Here is a 22238-nt window from a genome sequence, read left to right on the forward strand (position 1 = left end):
GCCCTGTGAAAAAGCTGCGAAAACGGTTTTTTCGATTGTTGCAATACAACGCTGGAAAGGTAACCGATCGGAAACGGTCGGCTCAGATGTACCGCTGCACGGCCCGGCGAAAACGACTGCCCGACGCGCACTTCTCCGCCACCGGCTGCAGGTCCTCGGCGTGATCGACGTCGCGGAGGACGGGCAGCAACCGGATCTCGGCGCCGAGGGCTTCGAGCGCAGCCCTCGTCTTTGCGCCGGTATCGGGCGTCGACATCGGAACATCGAGCAGTGCGCGGGCGAGTTCCGAGTTCGTCAAGCCGAGGCCCCACCAGCCGCCGTCCTCGGCCATGCCCAGCACGGAACCCCCGCCGGAGAGGGCGGCAGCGGAGAAGTCGAGCAGCGCGGGCGTCACTTGCGGCGTGTCCATGCCGATCTGGAACACGGGCGCACCCGCGGCATCGGCGTGCGCATGCACCAGCCGCTCCGCGAACCCGTCGCCGCGCTGCTCCACCACGGTGTACGACGCGAATGCCGCCTGCAGTTCCTCACGCCTGCTCGCCTGGGCGAAGTCACCCGTCAGGGCGATGATCCGAGCCGAGAACTCGGCCGCAGCCACCGCGTCGAGGGTGTCCAACAGTGCAGCGGCGGCGATATCCGCGGCGGCCTCGTCGCCGAGTTTCGCCGCGAGGCGGGTCTTGGCCAGACCGGGCACAGGGGCTTTCGCGACGACGAGGGCAGTCACGTTCACGACAGAACCTTCCAGAAGTCTCGGACGGCGACGACGGTTCCCCTGACCGAGCCGGATACCTTGGACACGCCCGCGGTTCGGGGGTTGTAGGAGACGTCGAGTTCGACCACCGTCCACCCGGCTCGCGCGGCGAGAACCAACAGTTCCAGCGGGTAGCCGGACCGGCGGTCCGTCACGCCCAGATCCAGGAGCGGCTGCCTGCGTACAGCGCGCACGGCGCCGAGGTCGTGCACTGGCAGGCCGTACTTGGTGCGCAGGCGCATCGACAGAATCGCATTGCCGATGCGTGCGTGGAGCGGTGAGTGTCCCCGCGCGCGTCGGCCCACCACAAGATCTGCGTCGGTGAGGGCGGCGACCAGAGGTGGTAGGTCCTGCGGGTCCATCGAACCGTCGCCATCGAGGACGCAGACCACCTCCGTGTCGGCCGCGACCACCCCGGCGTGGACCGCCGAACCGTACCCGGGGGTCTCCTCTCGAATCACGCCTACTCCGAGCTGCGTTGCCACCGCAGCTGTCTCGTCCGTGGAGTTGTTGTCCACGACGATCACGCGGTAGCCCTCGGGCACGCGAGCAAGTACGCCGGGCAGCGACCCGGCCTCGTTCATACACGGAAGGACGACCGTGACCGCATTCGGTTCAAACATGGGGCGCGGTTCAAACATGGGGCGCGGTTCAAACACGGGGCGCACCGGTGCCCTCGGCGTCGCGCAGTGGTGCGGTAGCGAACTCGCGAAGTCCCTCGACCGGACCGATGGTCGCACGAAATCCCAGCACTGTGTGGGCACGTTCGGGGCTCGCGACGATGTGTCGTACGTCGCCGGAGCGGTACTTACCGGTGATCTCGGGGGAAGGTCCGTTGCACGCCTCGGACAGGGTGGCGGCTACCTCACCGATGGTGATCGGGTGTCCGGACGAGACATTCAAGGCAGTGAATCCGGGCAAGTTGGCTTCGATGGACCGGACGTTGGCGGCGGCGATGTCCTGCACGTGCACGAAATCACGGGCCTGCTTGCCGTCCTCGTACACCTGCGGAGCCAACCCGCATTCCAGTGATGACCGGAACATCGCGGCCACCCCGGAATACGGTGTGTTGCGTGGCATGTGCGGACCGTACACATTGTGGTACCGCAATGCAGTCACCGATCCGCCGGTGGCCAAGGACCATGCGAGAGCGTAATTCTCCTGTGCCAGTTTGCTTGCCGCGTAGGTGCTTCGCGGTTGCAGCGGAGAGTCCTCCTCGACCAGCGTCCACTCCAAGGCATCCCCGGTTTCCGGATCGGTGTTGTCGAAGTGGCCCTCGGCGAGACCGGTCCGGGGGCCGGGAACGACGATGTCGCCGGCGGTGTTTCGGTACCTACCTTCGCCGTAGACCACCATCGACGAGGCCAACACCAGCCGTCGGCACCCGGTTTCGGCCATCGCCGCCAACAGCACGGCCGTGCCGAAATCGTTGTGGCTGGCATAGGCCGGTGCGTCGGCGGCATCGACACCTGCCCCGACCACGGCCGCCTGATGACAGACCACGTCGACGCCGCCGAGGAGTTGGACGAGCGCGTCGTGATCGCGGACGTCGGCTCGGATGATCCCGTCCATGGCGTCGATCGGACCGTGGGCGGAAGCGAGAAGCGCGTCGATGCCGATCACCTCGTGGTCGGGCGATAGGGCCGAGCGGATATGGCGGCCGATGAATCCCGCTGCGCCGGTGAGGAGTATGCGCATCAGGGCAGCTCGATCGGGAGATCGACGCCCTCGTGCACCCGGCACGACTCGCACGGTCCCATGAGGGCGGCGTCGATGGCCGCGCGAACGAGCGCTTTCAGTGGCTCGATGTTCTTCTGGAACTCAGCGAACACGTCCACGGCGCGTACACCCTGACCGGCCTCGATTCCGGCGTCGAGGTCGGTGACGAGTGCGATCGGGGTGTAGCAGAGCTCGAGCTCGCGGGCCAGGACGGCCTCGGGGTGACCGGTCATGTTCACCAACGTCCAGCCCTGCCGGGCGAACCATTGGCTTTCCGCGCGGGTCGAGAAGCGTGGGCCTTCGACCACCACCATCGTCCCACCGTCGACGACGCCGTCCTGCAGGGCCGCCCCGCGAAGCTCGTGGCAGTAGGGATCGGCGAATTCTACGTGCACGCCGCCTTCTTCGAAGTACGTCTGATTGCGTCCGCTGGTGCGGTCCACGAGCTGATCCGGGATCACCACGGTGCCCGGACCGTACTCGGGTACGAGACTGCCGACTGCACAGGGAGCGAAAACCCGTTGCACACCGAGCATCCGAAGCGCCCACATGTTGGCGCGGTATGGAAGGGTGTGCGGCGAATACTCGTGCCGGGCACCGTGCCGAGGCAGGAACGCGACGCTGCGACCGTTGACGTCGCCGATAGTGATGTCGCCACTGGTGGGTCCATATGGCGTCTCGAGCGAGACAGTTCGGGCATCGGCGGAGAAGAACGAGTAGAAGCCGCTGCCCCCGATCACGGCGACATCGGCTCGGTGTTGCGTTGTCATGGCCTGCATTGTTCCGCCCTCTTCTATGCTGAGCATCGTCACAATCGTTTCGACGTTAGGTGAACGCTATCCGCTATTGGAGAGAGTCTCTCGCTGCCGTATTGGCTGTGGCCCTCGTGGCGGTCGCGTTCGTCGTGCCGTACCTGGGCAACGAGCTGATCACCCCCATCATCAACAGGACACCGCAGCAGGTGCGTGATTTTGCCGACGCTGCACCGCTTTTCGGGTTCCGTGAGATTCACTTCGGCTGGGGCACCCCGTTCGCGGTCCTCATCGCCGTGGCCGGTGTGCTGTGGGGGCCCGAATTGGCACGCAGGTTGCCGTGGCGACGGTTGCTGCTGGTGGTGTGGGCGACGTCCGCTGCTTGGGCGATGTCGCTGGCGATGGTCGACGGGTGGCGACGCGGATTCGTCGACCGGTTGACCTCCAACGACGAGTACCTGCACGAGGTCCCGAGCATCACCGACATCCCGGCGACCCTGAGCGAGTTCTCCAGCAGAATCCTCGACTTCCAACCCGATTCGTGGACCACGCACGTCTCCGGTCACCCACCTGGCGCCCTGCTGACGTTCGTGTGGCTCGATCGAATCGGCCTCGGCGGGGGAGCCTGGGCGTCGGGACTGTCCGTGCTCGTCGGCTCCAGCGCCGCAGCCGCGGTCCTCGTCGCGGTCCGGGCTCTCGGCGACGAGAGCATGGCCCGTCGAGCAGCGCCGTTCGTCACGTTGGCACCGACGGCGATCTGGATCGCTGCCTCGGCAGATGCGTTCTTCATGGGAGTCGTGGCCTGGGGTATCGCGCTGCTCGCGGTCTCGACGACCAAGTACCTGTGGCCGGCGTCGATCGGGGCGGGGGTGCTGCTCGGTTTCGGGATCCACCTCAACTACGGGCTCGTGCTGATGGGGCTGCCGGCGGTGGCGGTGCTGATCGCTGCTCGCACGGCGAAACCGATGATCGGGGCCGTCATCGGCGCTCTGATCGTCACCGCGATCTTCTCCGCGTACGGGTTCTGGTGGTTCGACGGCTACGAGTTGGTCAAGGAGCGGTACTACCAGGGCATCGCGACGGATCGGCCGTTCGCATACTGGGGTTGGGCCAACATCGCGGCTCTTTTCTGCGCGGTCGGTGTCGCTGTACCCGCCGCGTTCCCGCGCATCTTCACCCGGATTGCGCCGATCAACCTGTTGGTGATCGGCGCCATCGCTGCCGTCACTGCCGCGGATCTGAGTCAGCTGAGTAAGGCCGAGGTGGAGCGAATCTGGTTGCCGTTCGCGATGTGGATGCTGCTCGCGCCCGCGGTGTTGCCCGAGCGCACCCACAGGTTCTGGCTCGCTCTGCAAGTGACGGCGGCGCTGGCGATCAATCATCTGCTGTTCACGAACTGGTGAGCGCCGCGTTCTCCATGCGCGCAAAGTACCTGCCGTGCAGGGGAACGATGTCGACGACGGTGAGGCCGGCGGCGCGGGCCAGGTCGGTTGTCGCGTCGACGCTGACGCTGGCCCACGCAAACCAGTCACCTGCCATGGTCTCGGTCTCCCAGCGCACGGTCTTGGGCTGCACCAGTGCAGCCCCCGGGCCGTCGACTTCGGCGATGACCGCGCCGTCGGGGCGAATGAGTTCGGCTGCTCGGCGCAGGAGCCGAACCGGATCGCCGCCGATGCCGATATTGCCGTCGGCGAGCAACACGCATTCCCATTCTCCGGCGTTGGGCAGTGGTTCGAACAGATCCCGAAGTACCGCTCGGCCGCCGCGACCGACCGTCATGTCGACCGCCTCGCGTGAGGTGTCGACGCCCAGTGCTGAGATGCCGCGTCGTACGAGTCCTTCGGTGAGACGGCCGGGGCCGCAACCGAGGTCGAGGGTGGAGCCCGAACAGTGGCCGAGCAGGGACGCATCGACAGCACGATCTTCGATGCTCGACGCCTCGCCGCCCATCCACCGGGCGATGGGGAGAGCTTCGCGGGACCCGTCGGCGTGACCCATCCAGCAGGGGAGTCCGGCGGAGGCGCGGCGGAACATCTCGTCGGCCGTCACGGTCATGTCCGTCTCCTGAGCAGTGAAATGCGGGCAACGTAGATGAGCGCGCTGACCCCGAACAGGCATGCCGTGAGCGCGAGCCACCGGCCGAGGTATGGATCTTGCGTCAGTCCCGTTGCCGCGGTGAATGTTACCTCCCCCTGACCGATGATGCCGGGGAAGAACAGCGCGAAGGTCAGTGCCGTTCCCAGGGCGGGAACACGAATGTAGTTGAGCGGGGATATCGATGCTTGCAGCTGGGGTACGCGTCCGCGGACAGCGATCAGCCCGGTCTTCAGCGATCGGTCCGCGAGGGCGTAGAGCGGGAAGAGAAGTAGGTCGTGGGCGAGGACGGCTCCGACGAACCAGACCCCGATGGACTGCCACCACACATCGCGATTCCAGAAGGTCTGTATGCCGGCCACGTGCACCACGTATCCCACCAGTGCGAAGGCGAAGCCCATGGTGAGCAGGTGCAAAGGGTGTGCGCCGTAGAACCGGGCGAAAGCTCTCATCACACCCGCCTGAACTCGATGGAACGGACCCACTTCGTGTTGCGGACACCTGGAAGCGCGGGAACGATGATCCGCGCCGGGTAGCCGTGGTCGGCCGAGAGGTCGACGCCGTTGACCTTCAATGCCAACAGCGAATCGGGGTGTAGTACCTGGTTGGACTGCAGCTCACCCTGGCGGAAGGGGCCGTTCTCCTCGATCGAGGTCACCTGTGCCGAAACGAGATTCGCGACGCCGGCCAGCGAGGCGAGGTCACGAAGTCGAACGCCGGTCCAGGTCTGCGTCGTCGACCATCCTTCGACGCAGGCGATGGGAAGTACGGCGGTGTGCTGAGGCATGCGTAGCAGTTCCTCGCGGCTGAGGATTGTCGGGCTGGAGCCGCCGGTGAGGTCGAGCGTCCAGTCTGCGCCGGTGTCCTTCTCGGATATCTGCGCGGCCACGGCTGTCCTGTTGACCTGAAAGTCGTTGGGGCCGTCGCCGTAAGATCTACCTCGGGGTAGCAGAAGGGCGGCATTGCGGAGGAAACCTCCGGTGGTCTGCCCGACGGTGAGGACCCCGACGAACAGCGCACCTCCTCCGACGAGTGCCAACGCCCCTCTGCGGCTGATCGTCGGCTCCGACGGATCGTCGGCGATGAGGTCCGAGGTGCCGCTCTCCTGCTCGAACTGCTTCTCCTGCAGAACTTGCATCAACGAGCGACCGCGCAGAGTGCGAATCATCAACGGTGTTTTCAGGCAAGCGTGGCTGACGAACCCGGCAATGAAAACCCAGGCGCCCCAGTAGTGGGCGGTGTAGAAGCTGAAGCCGAAGATGTAGTCGTACTGAATGTTGAGTACGCCGGTGACGATCTCGAACAGAATGCCGCCGACCAGAGCGATCAACGTCAGGCGCTCGAGCGCCTGCGCCGGCGATCGAATCGGCGGCGTGCTGAACAGTTTCGGGATGACCGACCAGAGCTTGGCCAGCACGATCGGAATCAGCACGAGTCCGAGGCCGACGTGTAGTCCCTGGGTGAGGCGATAGAGCCACGCTGGGTCTGTGGGCCAATCGAATTGCGGGAGCCGCAACCAACCGACGTCGGCAGGCATGGCTTGGCCGAACTGCGGACCGTACGCGATGTAGGACAGCAGGCCGGTGACCGTGACGATGGGAAGACCCACGAGCAGTACGGCGCCGAGGATCGAGGTGAACCATGGACCCCGCAGAGGGCTGCGAAAGCGGGCAGAACGCGCCCGGGCGCGAGTAGTCACTTTCGGTGACGCTCGCGCCCGGGCATGTTCGACACTTTACGCGGTGGCGATGGTAATCGTTGCTGTACCGACCAGCAGGCCGGGGGTGACAGCGTCGGTCCCGAACGTGTCGTTCAGCAGGCCGGCCGCGGTCTCGGAGATCAAGACCTGGGTGCCCTGCAGAATTGCGTTGTCGCCTTCGGTCCGCAGCGGCTGCAGGGTTGCGCCGTCGAGGTCGAAGATGACGGCGTCCTCGGCTGCGACCTCGCCGTTGACGGTGGCGGTGCCCATGAGTTCCGATGTGCCCGGGTCGATGACGAAGTCGGTCAGCTCGACGACGGTCTCGCCTGCGGTGAGGGACAGTCCGCTTCCGTCGTGCATGATCTCGCCCTGAACGTAGGGGCCATCGATGGAACCGGGCTCGTAGTACGTGACCTCACCACCGGTGATCGGGAAGATGAGGGATCCGTCGGCGAGAGCTGCGGTTCCGACGGTGCCCGGGGTCAGGCCGAGGGTGGTCAGCGCGTCGGTGAAGCCCATGTCGAGTGCCACGGCGGTGTCGACGCCGTTGCTGAGGTCGTCGACCTCGGCTACAGGCTCGACCATTTCTTCGGTCTCGGTCATGCTGTCCTCGGACGTGACTGCCGAAGTTGTCTCTGCCGCTGGCGATTCTGCGTCGTCACTCGAGCAGGCAGCGAGAGGTACGAGGGTCATTGCACCAACTGCGGTGGCGGCCATGACTTTACGGATGGAGATCATGTCGTTTCTACCTTTCGTTTGCTCACGTCTTGAGCGTTATGGGTTATTCGCCGCTGCGGCCGAGTCGGATGGGTTGTATCCGACAACTGCCGCTCAGTGCGGCGATTCGCGTGTGCTGAGCCCGCGAAGCTCAGGGTCGTGAGTCGTCGTTCTTCTGTCGAAGGGTGCAGCTGATTGCCTCCGTAGAACCAGGTTGCCACGGTTTTCGGGTCTCATGTGTACGGAATGTCCGATTTCGCTACTCGTAGTAGGCCCGTGTCGCGTTCGAGACCGGCCCGATATGGAACCGTTATTCAACGCGCGCGATGGGCTCGAATAGGCCGCCCGCGACAACGAATCGATACGCTTCAGAGCCATCGGATCGGTCTTCGGAAGGCAATCAATGACAGTCACGCGCGACGTCGACGAGCTGAAGGCAGCGCTCGGCAGCCTGGTACCTCCCGTTCTGCTCGATGTGCGCTGGGCGTTGGGCGATCCTGACGGGCACCGCCACTACCTCGACGCGCACATCCCCGGCGCGGTGTACGTCGACCTGCCTACCGAGCTTGCCGCACCCGGGACACCCGAACTCGGACGCCACCCGCTGCCGTCTGTAAATACCTTGCAGGCTGCGGCACGCAGGTGGGGCATCAGTTCGCGAGTACCGGTGGTGGTCTACGACGACGCCGGCAACCTCGCCGCCGCGCGGGCCTGGTGGCTGCTGCGGTGGGCCGGGCTGAAGGACGTGACCATGCTCGACGGCGGACTCGGTGCCTGGACGGCCGCCGGCTACGAGACGGCTGCGGGTCAGGAGTATGCCCTCGTAGAGGGAGACATCGAACTGGGCGAGGGCCACCTACCGACGCTCACCGCCGACGAGGCAGCAGCGCGGGCCGAGTCCGGCACCCTGCTCGATGCCCGAGCCGTCGAGCGCTACCGCGGCATCACCGAACCGATCGACCCGCGAGCAGGGCACATCCCGGGCGCCGTCAGTGCCCCGACCTCAGGCAACCTCGACTCGGACGGACTGTTCCTCACCCCCGCCGCCCTGAGTGAACGATTCGCTGATCTCGACGGACCGGTGGGCGTCTACTGCGGCTCCGGGGTGAACGCGGCACACGAAATCGCAGCTCTTGCCATGATCGGCGTCGACGCCGCGCTCTACCCGGGGTCGTGGTCGCAGTGGTCGAACGACCCGAAGCGCCCGGTCGCGACAGGCCCCTCAGAATTCAACCCCTCAGAATGAGGTCCGAGGCCTTCTCCCCGATGAGGACGGCAGGTGCGTGGGTGTGGCCTCGGATGATGGTCGGCATTATCGACGCGTCGGCCACTCGAAGCTTGTCGACGCCGCGCACTCGGAGATCGGGCGCGACGACACTCGTCGAATCGTTGCCCATCCGGCATGTGCTCACCGGGTGATACAGCGTGTGCGCGTTCTGCTCCAACGCCTCGGTGAGTAGATCATCCGGGTCTCCGCTCGGGCGAACGATGTTGCCCAGCAGCCCTTTCAGTGCCGGTTGCGATGCGATGTAGGTGCACATGCGCAAGCCCTCGATCATCGCGGCCCGGTCGGCGCCCTCGGGATCGCTGAGGTAGTTGGGTTCGATGATCGGTTTGGCTGTCGGATCCGCGGATCGGAGGCTGATCTCGCCGCGGCTCTCCGGCTTGAGCAAAATCGATCCGATCACGGCAGCATGCGCATCGGGGGCGATGAGACCCTCGTCGAAGAACGGCGCAGGTGCGTAGATCAATTCGACGTCCGGCAACTTCAGACCGTCGCGACTTCGCATGAAGCCGTACGCCTCGCCAACGTTCGAGGTGAGCATTCCGCGGCGCCGAACGAGGTAGTTGATCAGCTGCGGGATCTTCTCGGCGAAGAACAGCGAGTCGCGCTCGACACTCCAGCCGATCAGTGCGGACAGGTGATCGGTAAGGTTCTTGCCGACCTGCGGTGCATGATGTTTGACGGTGATGCCGTGCGCAGCCAGTTGCTCTCGGTCGCCGATCCCGGAGTGCATCAACAGCATAGGTGTGTTGACAGCACCGCCGGCCAGCACCACTTCCTTGGTGGCCCGGGCGGTTCTCGTGACACCGGCGCGGACGTACTCGACGCCGACGGCGGCGGATCCGTCGAAAATTACCCGCGTTACATGGGCTTCGGTCAGCACCGTGAGATTCGAGCGTTTGCGGATCGGCTTCAGATACGCATCGGCGGTACTCCACCGCGCACCGCGCTTCTGGTTCACCATCGTCTGCGAGAAGCCCTTCGGCTCCGGTAGATTCGCCTCCTCCACGGGAAAGCCTGCCTGCTGGACGGCTTCGAGGAAGGACTGTGTCAATGCGCGCGGGCTTCGCTGGTTGGACACCACCAACGGCCCCGCCTGCCCGGCGTCGAGGGCCGTGGTGTTCTCGATGCTCTCGATCTTGCGGAAGTACGGCACCACGTTCTCGAAGGACCATGTCGAGTCCGACAGCGATGCCCATTCGTCGTAGTCGGCGGCGAAGCCGCGCACCCACATCATCGCGTTCATCGAAGACGATCCGCCGAGCATCTTGCCGCGCGGCCAGAAGATGCTGCGTCCCTTCAGTTCCGGCTGCGGCTCGCAGTCGTAGTTCCAGTCGACGTCGCTGCGGAACAGCTTCGAGAACGCGGCAGGAATGTGCGCGAACTTGTTCTTGTCCTCGGGGCCGGCCTCGAGGAGGACGACGGAGTTGCGCGGGTCTGCGCTCAACCGATTGGCCAGCACGGCGCCGGACGATCCAGCCCCGACCACCACGTAGTCAGCTATCACCTGATCAGACATGGTTCTCCTCACCCACGCAGTGCGGACGCGAAAATGGCGGGCAATTTCGCCCAGGACGGACTTCCGGCGAAAGCGGTCAGCAAGCGCCCGGTCGTCGCTGCCGTGCGATTGGTGACGAACCACGGCGGCTTCGGTGAGATGGTCCACTCCTGGTTGAGCAACGAGCGTGGCGACGGACGGAATGGTCCCCGCACCACCGTCCGCTCGGCACCGTCGATGAGAAGAGCGTTGTGCACGATGCCGATTCCGCTCTGGATGTCCTCGATGGTGTGCCCGGGGAACGCCCCCCACGTCGCGGCGGGACTGAGGAATGCCAGACCGGTCCACGCGTTGACGGCGATCGAACCATAGCGCAGGTCTGCGAGCATGTTCTCGAACCGAGAACCCATCTCGGCAATGGTCTTCGGATGTGCGATCACGTTCACACCCAGCGTTCCGATGAACTGCTCGTTCACCGTGGCGACGGCCTGACGGGCGAATTGGTCTCCCTCGTAGGGAAGTTCGACGATCCCCAGCACGGGTGCGAAGTACTCCGTGTTGAGCAGGGTGGTCTCCTCGCCGGGATCGAGGTCCTCGATGAGAATGCGGCCGCCGGCAAGTCGGTGAGCGCTGGGGTAACTGTCCACCGCCGACTCCACGCGTCCGTTGCTGCCCGGGTAGTAGGCGCGGCGCTCCGGCGCCGACGCGAGCGCGCTGCGCACTGCGGCGACGAACTCGTCGCGCTGCTTCCACCCGGACGAAACCACGACGACCTGCGAGGCCACGCAATTGTATCCACCGTTGTGAAGTCGTTGTGTGGCTACATGTTCGGCTTGATACTTGATGTCCGCGCTGCTCCATTCGCCGGGCAGCACGATCGTCGGCGAGACTCCCCCCAGTTCGCTGGTCATCGGCTTGGTCAGCAGCGGATCGCCGACGGCCTTGCGGGCGGCACCGGTCTCACCCGGCCCGAACACGATCGCGTCGTGCGTGACAGCACTGCCGGTCATGTGAACGTGATCGACTAGATGATGACCGACGAGATAGGTGCCGACCGCTGCTCCGCCCGTCAGTATTCGAACAGCTCCGACAGCGATCAGCGGAGCCAGTATCTTGGTCAGCACCGGCAGCATCGGGTCTGTGATCGGGTTGAGCTTCAACGCCACGACCCGGTTGTTGGCGATCAGTTCGTACAGCGTGTCGAGCGGAGCGATCGACATGATGTTGCCCGCTCCGAGTACGACCCCGATGCCCTGTGTGTCCGAGGGCGTGAGCTGCGCGAGACCCGCTGTTTGCTTCGCGGTGTCGGCGTCGACTCCGGGTTCGAGCCAGACCTGCGCGCTGAAACCGTTGAGCAGGAGTTTGTCGAAGACTCCTCGCGGGAGTACCTCCACCGTCGTGCGGCCTCCGGGGGCGGAACCGAACTCGGCACCGTCGAGCGGGCTGTTTCCTTCGTCGAGCGCGCGAAGCGTCTGCGCGATGGTGGCCGTGCCGCCGGCGAAGGCATACGGTCCCGATATCCATTCCTCACCCACCAACGGCGACGAGTCGTCGAGTCCCTTGATGGAGACCGCAGCAGCGACCCATTCCGCCGCGTGCCGCACCGTGAGGTCACGGACACGCTCGATCAGCTCGCGTCGCTTGCGCAACGACAGCGAAGCCCAGGTCTTTTCACCGCCGTGCAGGTCCTCGAGAGCCGAGTCGATCCCGGTGCGGGTCTCGGCGTCGGAGGCATCGGCGACGTGCAGATGGCTGTCGGTTCGATCGGTCAATTCGGCTCACTCGTCTCGTTCGGTCTGGCGACGCAGGTGCCTGTGATTGTCGTCTTCCCGGTCGTTGCGGCGCCATAGGCGCCCGCAGCTCAGCTCGATGATCTTGTTGTGCGATGGCACAAGCTGGGTGTGGCGCGGAGCACAGTAGGCGGGCTAGCCTGGGCCGATGGCGAACACGAACTCGGTCATCGCACCCAGCGCCAGCGAGCTGGCCGCGCCCCTGTTGGACGCCGTGGAGGAAATGGCCGACGAATTGGTCCGCCGCATACTGTCCGCCGAGCACGCCTACGCTGAATCCACGCTGTTGAGCACCGATCAACTTCGCGGCGCCTGCCTGGCGAATATCACCGAGATGATCGTCGATCTGGCAGGCGAACGACCGGTCGACCTCGACGCCGCGAGAGCCGCGGGGCGACTCAAAGCCGAGCAGGGAGTGCCGCTCGCCGCGCTGTTGCACGCGTTTCGATTGGGCGGTCGCCTCATCTGGGAAGAACTCATGGCGCGCTCCGACGGCGACGCCTCGCGCACCCTGCTCGAGATGGCCGCTCAAGTGTGGGCACTGGTCGACGTCTGCTCCGACGCAGCCGCCGAGGCCTACCGGATCAGCGTCGACACCCGCGCCGAGCAGGATGCCGACAGTAGGCGCCGGCTGGTGCGTGCATTGTTCGCCGAGGGAGCCAACTCAGCGTCCGTTGCCGACGCGCTGCGAACCTTCCGCATACCCGAACGCGGCAGCTTCGTCGTCGTGTTCGCGGATGCGCGGTGCGCGAGAAGTCGGTGCGCCGAGATCTCCGCTCCCGGCGTCGAGACGGTCTGGGACACCGCGGTCGACGGAGTGGTCGGGCTGTTCTTCGCCCAAACGGACGCAGCGCTGGACGCCGTTATCGACGGTATCGCGGACGGAACTGGAAACATCGGCGTCAGTGCGGTGTTCGGGTCATCATCCGCTATACCCAGGGCTGTCGAGCAGGCGCGGCTGGCGCGCGCATGTGCCGTCGTCGACGACGGGGCCTCCACCCGCTACGAATCGGTCCCGATACCGCTGCTGCTCGTAGGCAATCGCGTCGCGGCCCGCATCGCGTCGCGTCAGATCCTCGGCGGGCTCCTCGCTCTGCCCGAGGAGGAGCGAAGCAGTCTTCTCACCACCTTGGACGTGTGGTTTCGATCCGGGGGGTCGACGAGCGACGCTGCCGCCCACCTGCACTACCACCGCAACACGGTGTTGTACCGGCTCCGGCGGATCGGCGAGCTGACCGGCCGCGACTTCCTCGACCCGATTCAGGCCTCGGAGTTGTTCGTCGGGTTGCGGGCGCACCAGCTGTGCGCCCGCACCTGACGCGAGTCAGTTGATGCGACTCGCTTTGACCCAGTCCACGCTCATCGTCTGCGGGAACCGCGTAGAGGCCGGAACTTTGCCGACCCAATCGTTGCCGACGGCCAGGTTGAACAACACGTAGTGCGGCCAGGCGCCGGAGAAGGGAGTCCAGTTCCCGCCCATTGCTTCGTACTGGGCCTTCGTCACCGTGTAGTGCGCGGTGCCGTCGACGAACCACGTAATTCGATCCGGGTACCAATCGACCCGATATGTGTGAAATCCGTCGGAAAGCGGGGGGATGTCACTACCCGTCTTGATATCTGTATTCGAATTGTTTACTGCGGGCCCGTGAATATTGAAGGACGGTCCGTATGTTCCTGGAATTTCCACGATATCTATTTCGCCCTGACGCGGCCAACTGTATTCATGGCCCGGTTCCAGGCCCAATAACCAGAATGCGGGGAGCAGCCCCGCCTGCTGCGGCATCCTGATGGATGCTTCCAGACGCACCGGCGGGGTTACGGATTGTTTTCCGATACTCACGACCCGGGCGCTGGTGAAGTTGTTGGGTGTACCTTTCCTGTCCGGTGGTCGTTCCTTGCGTGCGGTGATGTTCAACGACCCACCATTGACCGATGCGTTGTTGGTTGAATCGGTGTAGTACTGCTGTTCACCCGAAGTTGCTCCCCACCGGCCTATTTGGAATCCCCAATTGTTGGGATCGACCGCTCCGTTGCCGTTGAACTGATCCTCCCAGAGCAGCGTCGTCGGCGCCGGCGGAGATGTCACCGGCGGAGTTGTCACCGGCGGCTGCGTCGTCGTGAGAGTCGTGGTGGGGGCAGGTGGTGTGGTCGGACGGGGATAAAAGGGATTCTCCAGGCGAGGAAATGAAACGGTCGGGCGAGGCGGCGGCGGGTTGAACGGATATGTGTAGGGGGCAGCCAAAATGACCGGTGCCATTGCGAGCGCGATCCACTTCATGAGCGTATTCCTGTCATGTCAATTGTGGAGGAACAAATGCATGAGAAAGGTCTAGCACGAAGTTAATGCAATCAATGATCGGAAAGACAAGAAGAAACAATTGTGCATCGGCACGGTGGGAAACGCTTGGGAATTTACGGTCAGTATTTCCGATTCTGCTGCCGACTGCCGAGTAGCGGTTTGTTTCGCGTTGGCAAGGATCGGACCGTGAAGGGCCGAACGGGGAGAGCCGGTGACGGGAATCGAACCCGCCTCTCAACCTTGGGAAGGTCGCATTCTACCAATGAACTACACCGGCGCGGGCAGGGCCGGGGGCCCTGCGCCGGACTACTTTAGCACCGCCCCCGGGTGCCCTGATCGGTGTGGTCGCGCGGCCGGTCCAGCCATCCACCAGTGCAGACGTTAACCTTCCGCTGTGCTGCTTTCCGACCGCGACATCCGAGCCGAAGTATCCGCCGGCAACCTGGGCATCGACCCGTTCGACGCCTCGATGGTTCAGCCGTCGAGCGTCGACGTGCGGCTCGACAAGCTCTTTCGCGTCTTCAACAACACCCGATACACCCACATCGATCCGTCGAAACAGCAGGACGAGCTGACCTCTCTCGTCGAACCGGCCGAGGGTGAACCGTTCGTGCTGCACCCCGGGGAGTTCGTACTCGGGTCGACACTCGAGCTCACCACGCTTCCCGACTACCTGGCCGGGCGGCTCGAGGGCAAGAGCTCACTCGGGCGACTCGGCCTGCTGACGCACTCGACGGCCGGATTCATCGACCCGGGATTCAGCGGCCACATCACCCTCGAGCTGTCCAATGTGGCGAACCTGCCGATCACCCTGTGGCCAGGGATGAAGATCGGTCAGCTGTGCCTGTTCCGGTTGTCGAGTCCGTCCGAGCACCCGTACGGAAGCGCCTCGGTGGGGTCGAAGTACCAGGGGCAACGGGGCCCGACACCGTCGAAGGCATACCTGAACTTCGTTCGGTCACCCACCGACTGAGCCGTCGAAAGGTCTTTTCCGGAGCCCGCAACATGGTGCGTTCCCGGTTTTGGCGGTAGCCTTGGCGCTTGCCGAAGTGGGTCGGGACCTACCGGAGCGGGGTTTCGATGTCTGCCGTACTGGGCGCATCCCTCGGAGTGGCAGGGCTGCGTGCGGTGTCGATGGACCTGTCCGTGTCCCAGCACCTGTCCGCGTCCCAGGAACTGTCTGCGGAGCAACCGCACAGCACCGAGTCTTTTTTGCAGCCAGCGCAGTCGCCCGAGGACCCATGGGGTTCGGTCACCTGGTCCGTGCACCGACTTGCGCGTGAGCAGAACGTTTCCACCACCGCTGTCCTCGCGCTGCGCGAGAAGAACCCCGCCGAGGCCTATGGCGTCGAATACTCCGACGGTCTGGCGCTCGTCACCGATATCGGATCGCAGATCGGCGCGCTGCAAGAACTGGGCGAGATCGTCAGTGAACGCACGGTCGCACTGTTCGACGTCGGTGCCGGTGGCGTCACCGTCTCCGTCGTCGACGTCGAGTCCGGTCGCGTCCACGCAAGTCGACGCAGCGCCGTGCTGTCCGGGGATGCCTGCGACGCCGCGATAAGCACCTTCCTCCTCGGTACCGAACCGGACCGGTCCGAGGAGCGGACCTCGATGATCGAGGCAGTGTGCGCGGCCAAAGAACAGCTCTCCTCCGTCACCGCCGTCGAGCTGCCCGGGCCGTTCCCCGGTGGAAGTGTGGTTCTGCATCGGTCGGAACTCGACTCACTCATCCGCGAGAACGTGCGCGGCGCCGTCGCCCTGGCACGTTCGGTGTTCGCGGACAGCCCACGCGTGGACGCACTGTATGCGGTCGGCGGGGGCGCCAACATGCAGATTGTCCGGCAGATCTTGTTCGACACGATCGAAGTGCCGATCTTCGTGCCACGCCGACCGGAAATGCTCGCCGCCCGCGGAGCCGTCGGACTGGCGCGGGGGTTCGCAGCCATGCCCGCTGCCAGCCACCCCAGGGGCTCCTCGGACCGACCCCGGCACAGTGACACCTCGTCACGACGAATCACGCGGCTGCGACGTTCTCGCTACCTCGGCGGGGCCGTCATCGCGATGGCCGCGGGTGGTGTCGCCGGGGCGGCGGGGACCACGTCGAATGGGCCCGACGCGTCCCCGGTGGTCGAATTCACTCCTGTGATCACCGTCTCCGAAGTCGAGACGTCCCCAGCGCTGCCGCCGGCCGCACCCTCGTCCGATGCAGTGTCGGTGACGCCAACCGTGCTGCCGACCTCACCTGTCAGTGACATTCCCTCAGCCCCCTCGTATCGGGAGTCCAGCGCCGAACAGGCCGAGCCCACCGCGGACGTGACCACGACAGTTCGGCGGCAGCGCGAAACGAGCACCCCTACGACGACCTCGTCGCCGGAGACCACCACGCGCGAAACCCGGACGCGTGAGAGCGATCCGGTCACGACCGCCCCTCCTGATACCACGAGGACGACGACCGTTACCACCGCAGCGCCGATCGCGACGCGAGGGCGATGATTGCTGGCGGTTGTTCACATTTTTCCGGCACACTCCTCTCATGGCTTCGATACAGACCGAGCGCGAGGACAAATTCGACGCGGACTCAGAACTCGTCCTACCTTCGCTGGAGAAAGTGATTCCCGAGGACGGGTCCGTGGAGACCTCGGAAGTGCAGTTGATCAGCACGTACTTCGACACCGAGGACCTCGACCTCCTTGCTCGCGGTATCACGGTGCGGCGTCGGCGCGGAGACACCGACACCGGATGGCACGCGAAAGTCCCAGCAGACAAGGCGCGCACCGAAATTCGACTGCCACTCGGAACGGGTGAGGATTCGTCCGTCCCGCACGAAATGGAAAGCCTTCTCGTCGGGGCCGCACTCGGCAAGCCGTTGGCTCGGGTGGCGACGCTGACATCGCTGCGACGCGCGCACCGCCTGCTCGATCGAGACGGGTCCGTGGTCGCCGAGATCGCCGACGACACAGTCACCGTCGATCTCGCCGGAGCCGACGGTCACGGCTGGCGTGAATGGGAAGTCGAACTCGGACCGGCCGGGTCGGAGTCGACATTGAAGCGCGTGGGCAAAGCGCTCGTCGCCGCCGGGGCAGTGCGCAGCGCGCACTCGTCCAAACTGCATCGCGCCCTCAAATCCGATTCCGAGCCCGCCCACACCGGAGCGTTGGGCGTCGTCGCGGAGTACCTCGACCAGCAAACGCAAGCCATCTTCGCCGGGGACGTCTACCTTCGCCGCGGCATGGATCCCATCCACTCGACTCGCGTGGCGATTCGCCGCTACCGCAGTACGCTCCGCGTCTTCGGCGACGTCTTCGACGAGGATCGCGCCGTCCAACTCGATGCCGAACTGACCTGGTACGCGAGCGTGCTCGGTGAGGTTCGCGACCGCCAGGTCTTGCGCGCCCGATTCTCCGAGTCCGTGCACGACATGCCGGATCATCTGCTGCTCGGCCCAGTCGCCGCCCGAATCGAGAACGACTTGCTGGCCGCGCAGATCCGAGCCCGTGAAGCGATTGCCACCGAACTCGACGGGGATCGCTATCGGGTCTTGCTCGCGCAGCTGCGTGAGTACTCTCGTGGGCTACCCATCGCCGAGGGCGCCTCGAAGACCACTGAAGGCGATCTCGACAAAATGGCGCGGAAGGCGGAAAAGAAGGCCGCCAAGCGCGTCGCACAGGCCATCGACGGCGGCGAGGTAGAGGCGATGCATCGGGCCCGCAAAGCGGCAAAACGCGCCCGCTACGCCGCGGAACTGGTCAAGCCCATCGTCGGGAAGAAGGCGGCGAAGACGCGAATCGAGCGGTTCACGTCCGTGCAGGAGATCCTCGGAGAGCACCAGGACGCAGTGGTGGCGGCCGCGGCACTGCTCGAACTCGGACGCACAGCAGGTGTGACGCCGGGTGAGAACGGTTTCTCGTTCGGCCTGCTCTACGCGAGAGAACTGCAGGCCGCCAGCGACGCCAGGGCCGAAATCGCTGCGTTCGATCTCTAGGAATTACGGATTTCCTCGGTACGGGGTAACCTCATCGCCGAACAAACCGACTGATTGTCCGCATTCTCTGCGGGGGGCGGTGTCCGACGAAACCGGGGGAGTGCAACAGCCATGCGTATTGCATTGGGCGTGCACGTCAGCACGTACGAGGTGACGGCGTCGCTCGTCGACACCTCGCTCCCTGAGCTTGGCCCCGTCGCCAGTCGGATCGTCCCTGTGGCCACTGCGCCCGGTGGAATCGGCGGCGCGGTCTCCGCCGCTCTCGGGTTCATGCGAGTACAGGCGATGCAGAACGACCTGCACGTGGACGGCGCTGCTGTGGTCTGCGAAAACGCGCTGCAACGCGAAATCATCGCCGACGCGTTGGCCGAGAGCGAGTCGACGCCGCCGCTCGTCGTCGATATTTTTCACGAGAGTTTGTCGGATGCGTTCACCCCGGATGTCAGCGCTGCCCTGCTTGTCGGTGAGGTGCAGCCGCTCGCTGCTCCCGCGCCTTCGCGCGTGGAACACCGCAGCACATGGCCCGTCGCCGCGGTGGGGGCCTGTGTGCTGGCCACGCTGGGCGGCGTCACCGCGTGGGCGATGACCTCGCAACCGGCAAGCGAGTCGACCCCGACCAACGAAATGGTCTACCCGTCGGGCGCAGCCGGCGCGACGGCCGACCCGGAGCGTGTGGTCGCGCCCGAGCCCGCGCCGGCCCCTATTGATCCGGCCGAACCCGAAGGGGTCGGTGCCGACGTCGTCCCCGGTTACGCGTCGGGCGCCGGTGCGGTGCTGGTGCCGCCGGTGGTCGAGCCGACCGTCGGACCGCCCTTTTCGACGACGCCAGGCAATCCCGTGAAGCCCCCCACCGCGACCAGCGACCCCACGACTCCTGGTGGTGGGTCAGGTCCGGTGGACCCCAAACCTGATCCCAAACCTGATCCGACGCCCGATCCGACGCCCGATCCGACAACGGATCCGACGCCCGATCCGACAACTGATCCGACGGAGAGCCCCACCGAGGAGCCCGAACCGTCGGACGAGGTCACTGCCGAGCCCACCGTCGAAGCGCCCGAATCGACGACAGAGGCCGAGTAGTCACCCGATAGCTCAAACAAACCTGAGGATTGTAAATTGGCCCATTAGCCTACCCAAGGGTGGGTGATGACGATACGATCCGACGGTCGGAATGCCTGCTGTCGAAGCCGAGGAAGCCATGAAAACGGTGTTGGGAGTCTCTGTCGGCTCCACCACAGCTCGAGCTGCCGCCCTCGCGATCGCCGACGAATCAGTGTGCTCGGCTGGAGTCGTCCGATCCTTCGGGGCAGCCGGCCAGGTCGCCGCAGCAGTCCAACTCCTCGAAACGACGGCCGCAGCCCAACACGTCGTCCCCGCCGACCGTGTCATTGCCGTCCCCGACGACCCCGCTGGACGCGCGAAGCGCTCGGCCTTCGCGATGCACGAGGCCGAACGGTTCACCGTGGTGTCGGAACTGGGTGCGCAACTACGCTTCCTTCGCGGCACCGGTCAACTTGATGGAATCCGCACCGTCGCCGTGTGCGATATCGGGGCTTCGGGCACGACGGTGTCCCTCGCTGAACCCGCGACGGGCCGCGTCCTGATCTCTCGACGGACAACACTGTTCGGCGGAAAGGTGTGCGACGACGCCGTCCGCGACTATCTGCTGTCGACGTACGGGGCCGACGAGCTGGTGTCGAGCAGCGGAGTCGACGCACTCATGGTGGCGATCGGTCTCGCGCGCGAACAATTATCGAGCCTACGCGTGGCCGAGATCCCCGGGCCGTTCGTCGCTGGAGCTGTTCGGTTGTGGCGTAGCTCTTTCGACGAGATCGTCGAGTCAGCGGTCCGCTACATAGAGGGCTGGACCGCCAGCGTCATCGTCGACGCGCCCCAGTCAGTGAACGCGCTCGTGATGGTCGGTGGGTGCGCGCACCTGCCGATATTGCGTCGCGTCCTCAGACGCGATCTCAGGCTGCCGGTGCTCGTTCCCAACATGCCCGAATCGCTCACCGCACACGGGGCGGCGTTGCTCGCATCCGACGCAGCACGGCGCCGGACGCGTCGCCCGCTCGTGTCGGTCAAGACGATCGAAGCTCCGCCGACCACCTACGGCACTCCGACGTACGGCCCGATGGCCCGCCATCGCAGCAGCGCCTGAACACTATGGTCCTCGCCCAGACTTACAGAGGCATGCCTATGACGTTGCACAAGCTCGAGGGTGCGCATGTACTCGGGACGTCCCGACCGGTAGGTTGCCACGAATGAGTGAGAACGTGGCAGCAACCGAGAACTTCGACCCGGCCGAGCATGTTCGGGCCATGATCGGCCGTCACTACCGCACCGCCGACTACTACGAGGTCGGCCGCGAGAAGGTTCGCGAATACGCGCGGGCGGTGCAGGACTTCAACCCGCTGCACTGGGACGGCGACGCGGCCAAAGCCCTCGGCCATAGCAATGTGATCGCTCCGCTCACCTTCATGTCGCTCGTTGGAACGCTCGCGCAGCGACGCCTGCTGGAAAAGATCGCCGTCGGGTTCGACCTCAGCCAGATGTTGCAGACGGATCAGATCCTCGAGTTCTACCAGCCGATCGTTGCCGGCGACCAGCTGTACTGCGATGTCTCCCTCGATTCCTACCGGGAAGTGATGGGCAAGGACATGATGGTCACCAAGAACATCGTGTCCAACCAACGCAACGAGCTGGTCGAGATCACGTACACCACGCTGCTGATCGGCCGGGACGGCGATGTCGACAAAGGGATCATCGAGGCCGCCGAGAGTCTCGTCATGCATGGCGCGACCACGATGGCCGCGCGAGCGAGTGCATCGGACCACGACGACGAGGAGCAGGTCGAGCACCCACCTCTGATGACCGTGGACCACCGCTCGGCGCCGTCGGTGAAGTTCGAGGACGTATCTGTCGGAGATACCCTGCCGGGTAAGACGTTCCGCCTCACGCGCGGCGACCTCGTCAACTACGCGGGTGTTGCCGGCGACGCCAACCCCATTCACTGGAGCGAAAAGTTCGCCAAACTCATCGATCTGGACAATGTTCTCGCCCATGGCATGCTCACGATGGGACTGGGCGGCGGCTACATCACGGAGTGGCTGGGTGATCCGGGCGCGGTGAAGGACTACACGGTGCGATTCACTGCGCCGATTCCTGTCGACACGCACAGGGCAGCCGAAATCGAATTCGGGGGCAAGATCAAGTCGCTCGACACCGAGGCGCGTACCGCTGTCATCGCGCTCAGCGCAACGTTCGAGGGAAAGCGCATCTTCGGTCACCGCGCGACGGCGACGGTTCAGCTGGCCTGACAGGGTCGGCGTCCACGGCCGCCGAGGTGTGCAGGGGGTTTGGGTAGCGGGTGATCCTCCGGTGCCAACGGCTGGGTGTCTCGCCGCTGCCGCGAACTGGCCCAGGTGATGCGGTGACCGGACTGTGTGGCGTCGCTGCCGACAACAGGTCGGAGAGCTCTGTGCCGTCGCATGACCTGGCACTCGGTTCTCGCACGTCAGTTGACTCCCGGTGCAGATGGTGGACCTCGGCCCGGGTGCGGTGTGTGACTCGCGTGGGCGAGTGTGGCGCGTCGGTCCTTAGGCGCTGTGGTTGTGTCTTCGGGGTTTTCGTCGTCGGTGGTAGCTGG

General features: G+C 65.1%; 20 protein-coding genes and 1 tRNA gene. 9 read left to right on the plus strand and 12 right to left on the minus strand.

The features are described from left to right. Positions 1–82 precede the first annotated feature (82 nt). From J1M86_RS15275 to J1M86_RS15290, 4 genes are read right to left on the minus strand one after another with little or no spacing between them, the layout of a single operon-like run. Complete coding sequence (locus J1M86_RS15275; RefSeq protein WP_206510534.1) at positions 83–730, minus strand: DUF2064 domain-containing protein; 648 nt, start codon at positions 728–730, stop codon at positions 83–85. After that, positions 727–1374, minus strand: coding sequence for a glycosyltransferase family 2 protein (locus J1M86_RS15280; protein ID WP_206510535.1), 648 nt, complete (start codon positions 1372–1374; stop codon positions 727–729). The genes J1M86_RS15275 and J1M86_RS15280 overlap by 4 nt, the downstream gene beginning before the upstream one ends. Before the next feature lie 28 nt (positions 1375–1402). Beyond that, positions 1403–2449: an NAD(P)-dependent oxidoreductase gene (locus tag J1M86_RS15285; protein ID WP_206510598.1), complete on the minus strand. Its 1047-nt coding sequence runs from the start codon at positions 2447–2449 to the stop codon at positions 1403–1405. Beyond that, positions 2449–3249 (minus strand): S-methyl-5'-thioadenosine phosphorylase, encoded by an 801-nt coding sequence (locus J1M86_RS15290; RefSeq protein WP_206510599.1) that lies wholly within the window; start codon positions 3247–3249, stop codon positions 2449–2451. Before J1M86_RS15290 ends, J1M86_RS15285 begins: the two co-directional genes overlap by 1 nt. 50 nt (positions 3250–3299) lie before the next feature. Here J1M86_RS15290 and J1M86_RS15295 point away from each other — a divergent pair, with 50 nt between their 5' ends. Beyond that, the gene (locus J1M86_RS15295) at positions 3300–4625 is read left to right on the plus strand and encodes a hypothetical protein (protein ID WP_307786653.1); all 1326 of its coding nucleotides are present in this window, start codon (positions 3300–3302) and stop codon (positions 4623–4625) included. Here the strand turns inward: J1M86_RS15295 and J1M86_RS15300 are convergent. Genes J1M86_RS15300 through J1M86_RS15315 form a run of 4 tightly spaced genes read right to left on the minus strand, consistent with a single transcriptional unit; the run spans position 4612 to position 7753 of the window. Further along, complete coding sequence (locus J1M86_RS15300) at positions 4612–5277, minus strand: methyltransferase domain-containing protein (protein WP_206510536.1); 666 nt, start codon at positions 5275–5277, stop codon at positions 4612–4614. The two genes, J1M86_RS15295 and J1M86_RS15300, sit on opposite strands and share 14 nt — an antisense overlap. Further along, positions 5274–5768, minus strand: a complete 495-nt coding sequence (locus J1M86_RS15305) for a hypothetical protein (protein ID WP_206510537.1) — start codon at positions 5766–5768, stop codon at positions 5274–5276. Before J1M86_RS15305 ends, J1M86_RS15300 begins: the two co-directional genes overlap by 4 nt. Next, positions 5768–7015, minus strand: a complete 1248-nt coding sequence (locus tag J1M86_RS15310; protein ID WP_206510538.1) for a molybdopterin-dependent oxidoreductase — start codon at positions 7013–7015, stop codon at positions 5768–5770. The genes J1M86_RS15305 and J1M86_RS15310 overlap by 1 nt, the downstream gene beginning before the upstream one ends. Before the next feature lie 36 nt (positions 7016–7051). Next, positions 7052–7753 carry a hypothetical protein gene (locus J1M86_RS15315; protein WP_075840354.1) on the minus strand — a complete coding sequence of 234 codons (702 nt, stop codon included), beginning with the start codon at positions 7751–7753 and terminating at the stop codon, positions 7052–7054. 382 nt (positions 7754–8135) lie between these two features. Here J1M86_RS15315 and J1M86_RS15320 point away from each other — a divergent pair, with 382 nt between their 5' ends. Beyond that, positions 8136–8978 carry a sulfurtransferase gene (locus tag J1M86_RS15320; RefSeq protein ID WP_206510539.1) on the plus strand — a complete coding sequence of 281 codons (843 nt, stop codon included), beginning with the start codon at positions 8136–8138 and terminating at the stop codon, positions 8976–8978. Here J1M86_RS15320 and J1M86_RS15325 read toward each other — a convergent pair. After that, entirely contained in the window at positions 8962–10536 is a 1575-nt protein-coding gene (locus J1M86_RS15325) for a GMC family oxidoreductase (protein ID WP_206510540.1), read from the minus strand. The two genes, J1M86_RS15320 and J1M86_RS15325, sit on opposite strands and share 17 nt — an antisense overlap. Before the next feature lie 8 nt (positions 10537–10544). Further along, entirely contained in the window at positions 10545–12263 is a 1719-nt protein-coding gene (locus J1M86_RS15330; RefSeq protein WP_206510601.1) for an aldehyde dehydrogenase family protein, read from the minus strand. 190 nt (positions 12264–12453) lie between these two features. Between J1M86_RS15330 and J1M86_RS15335 the strand changes: the two genes are divergently transcribed. Continuing rightward, positions 12454–13623: a CdaR family transcriptional regulator gene (locus J1M86_RS15335; RefSeq protein WP_206510541.1), complete on the plus strand. Its 1170-nt coding sequence runs from the start codon at positions 12454–12456 to the stop codon at positions 13621–13623. A gap of 6 nt (positions 13624–13629) precedes the next feature. Here J1M86_RS15335 and J1M86_RS15340 read toward each other — a convergent pair whose 3' ends face one another. Together J1M86_RS15340 and J1M86_RS15345 are read right to left on the minus strand one after the other, a co-directional pair. Continuing rightward, positions 13630–14583, minus strand: a complete 954-nt coding sequence (locus J1M86_RS15340; RefSeq protein ID WP_241260131.1) for a glycoside hydrolase family 16 protein — start codon at positions 14581–14583, stop codon at positions 13630–13632. Between the two features lie 227 nt (positions 14584–14810). Beyond that, positions 14811–14881: transfer RNA gene (locus tag J1M86_RS15345), tRNA-Gly, on the minus strand. A 117-nt stretch (positions 14882–14998) separates the two neighbouring features. Here J1M86_RS15345 and dcd point away from each other — a divergent pair. The 6 genes from dcd (at position 14999) to J1M86_RS15375 (ending at position 21909) form a co-directional block, all read left to right on the plus strand. Then, positions 14999–15577, plus strand: coding sequence for a dCTP deaminase (dcd, locus tag J1M86_RS15350; RefSeq protein WP_206510542.1), 579 nt, complete (start codon positions 14999–15001; stop codon positions 15575–15577). 107 nt (positions 15578–15684) lie between these two features. Next, a complete protein-coding gene (locus tag J1M86_RS15355) occupies positions 15685–17100 on the plus strand; it encodes an Hsp70 family protein (RefSeq protein WP_206510543.1) in 1416 nt (471 codons plus the stop codon). Positions 17101–17140: 40 nt separating this feature from the next. After that, on the plus strand, positions 17141–18589 hold the full coding sequence (locus J1M86_RS15360; protein ID WP_206510544.1) for a CYTH and CHAD domain-containing protein: 1449 nt from the start codon (positions 17141–17143) through the stop codon (positions 18587–18589). A 111-nt stretch (positions 18590–18700) separates the two neighbouring features. Beyond that, positions 18701–19669 carry a hypothetical protein gene (locus tag J1M86_RS15365; protein ID WP_206510545.1) on the plus strand — a complete coding sequence of 323 codons (969 nt, stop codon included), beginning with the start codon at positions 18701–18703 and terminating at the stop codon, positions 19667–19669. A gap of 91 nt (positions 19670–19760) precedes the next feature. Further along, on the plus strand, positions 19761–20750 hold the full coding sequence (locus J1M86_RS15370) for an Hsp70 family protein (protein ID WP_241260132.1): 990 nt from the start codon (positions 19761–19763) through the stop codon (positions 20748–20750). A 103-nt stretch (positions 20751–20853) separates the two neighbouring features. Then, the gene (locus J1M86_RS15375; protein ID WP_206510546.1) at positions 20854–21909 is read left to right on the plus strand and encodes a fused (3R)-hydroxyacyl-ACP dehydratase subunits HadA/HadB; all 1056 of its coding nucleotides are present in this window, start codon (positions 20854–20856) and stop codon (positions 21907–21909) included. Positions 21910–22238: the final 329 nt, after the last annotated feature.

The organism is Rhodococcus sp. KRD197 (genome assembly GCF_017168235.1).
In the GTDB taxonomy this organism is placed as follows: Bacteria; Actinomycetota; Actinomycetes; order Mycobacteriales; family Mycobacteriaceae; genus Rhodococcoides.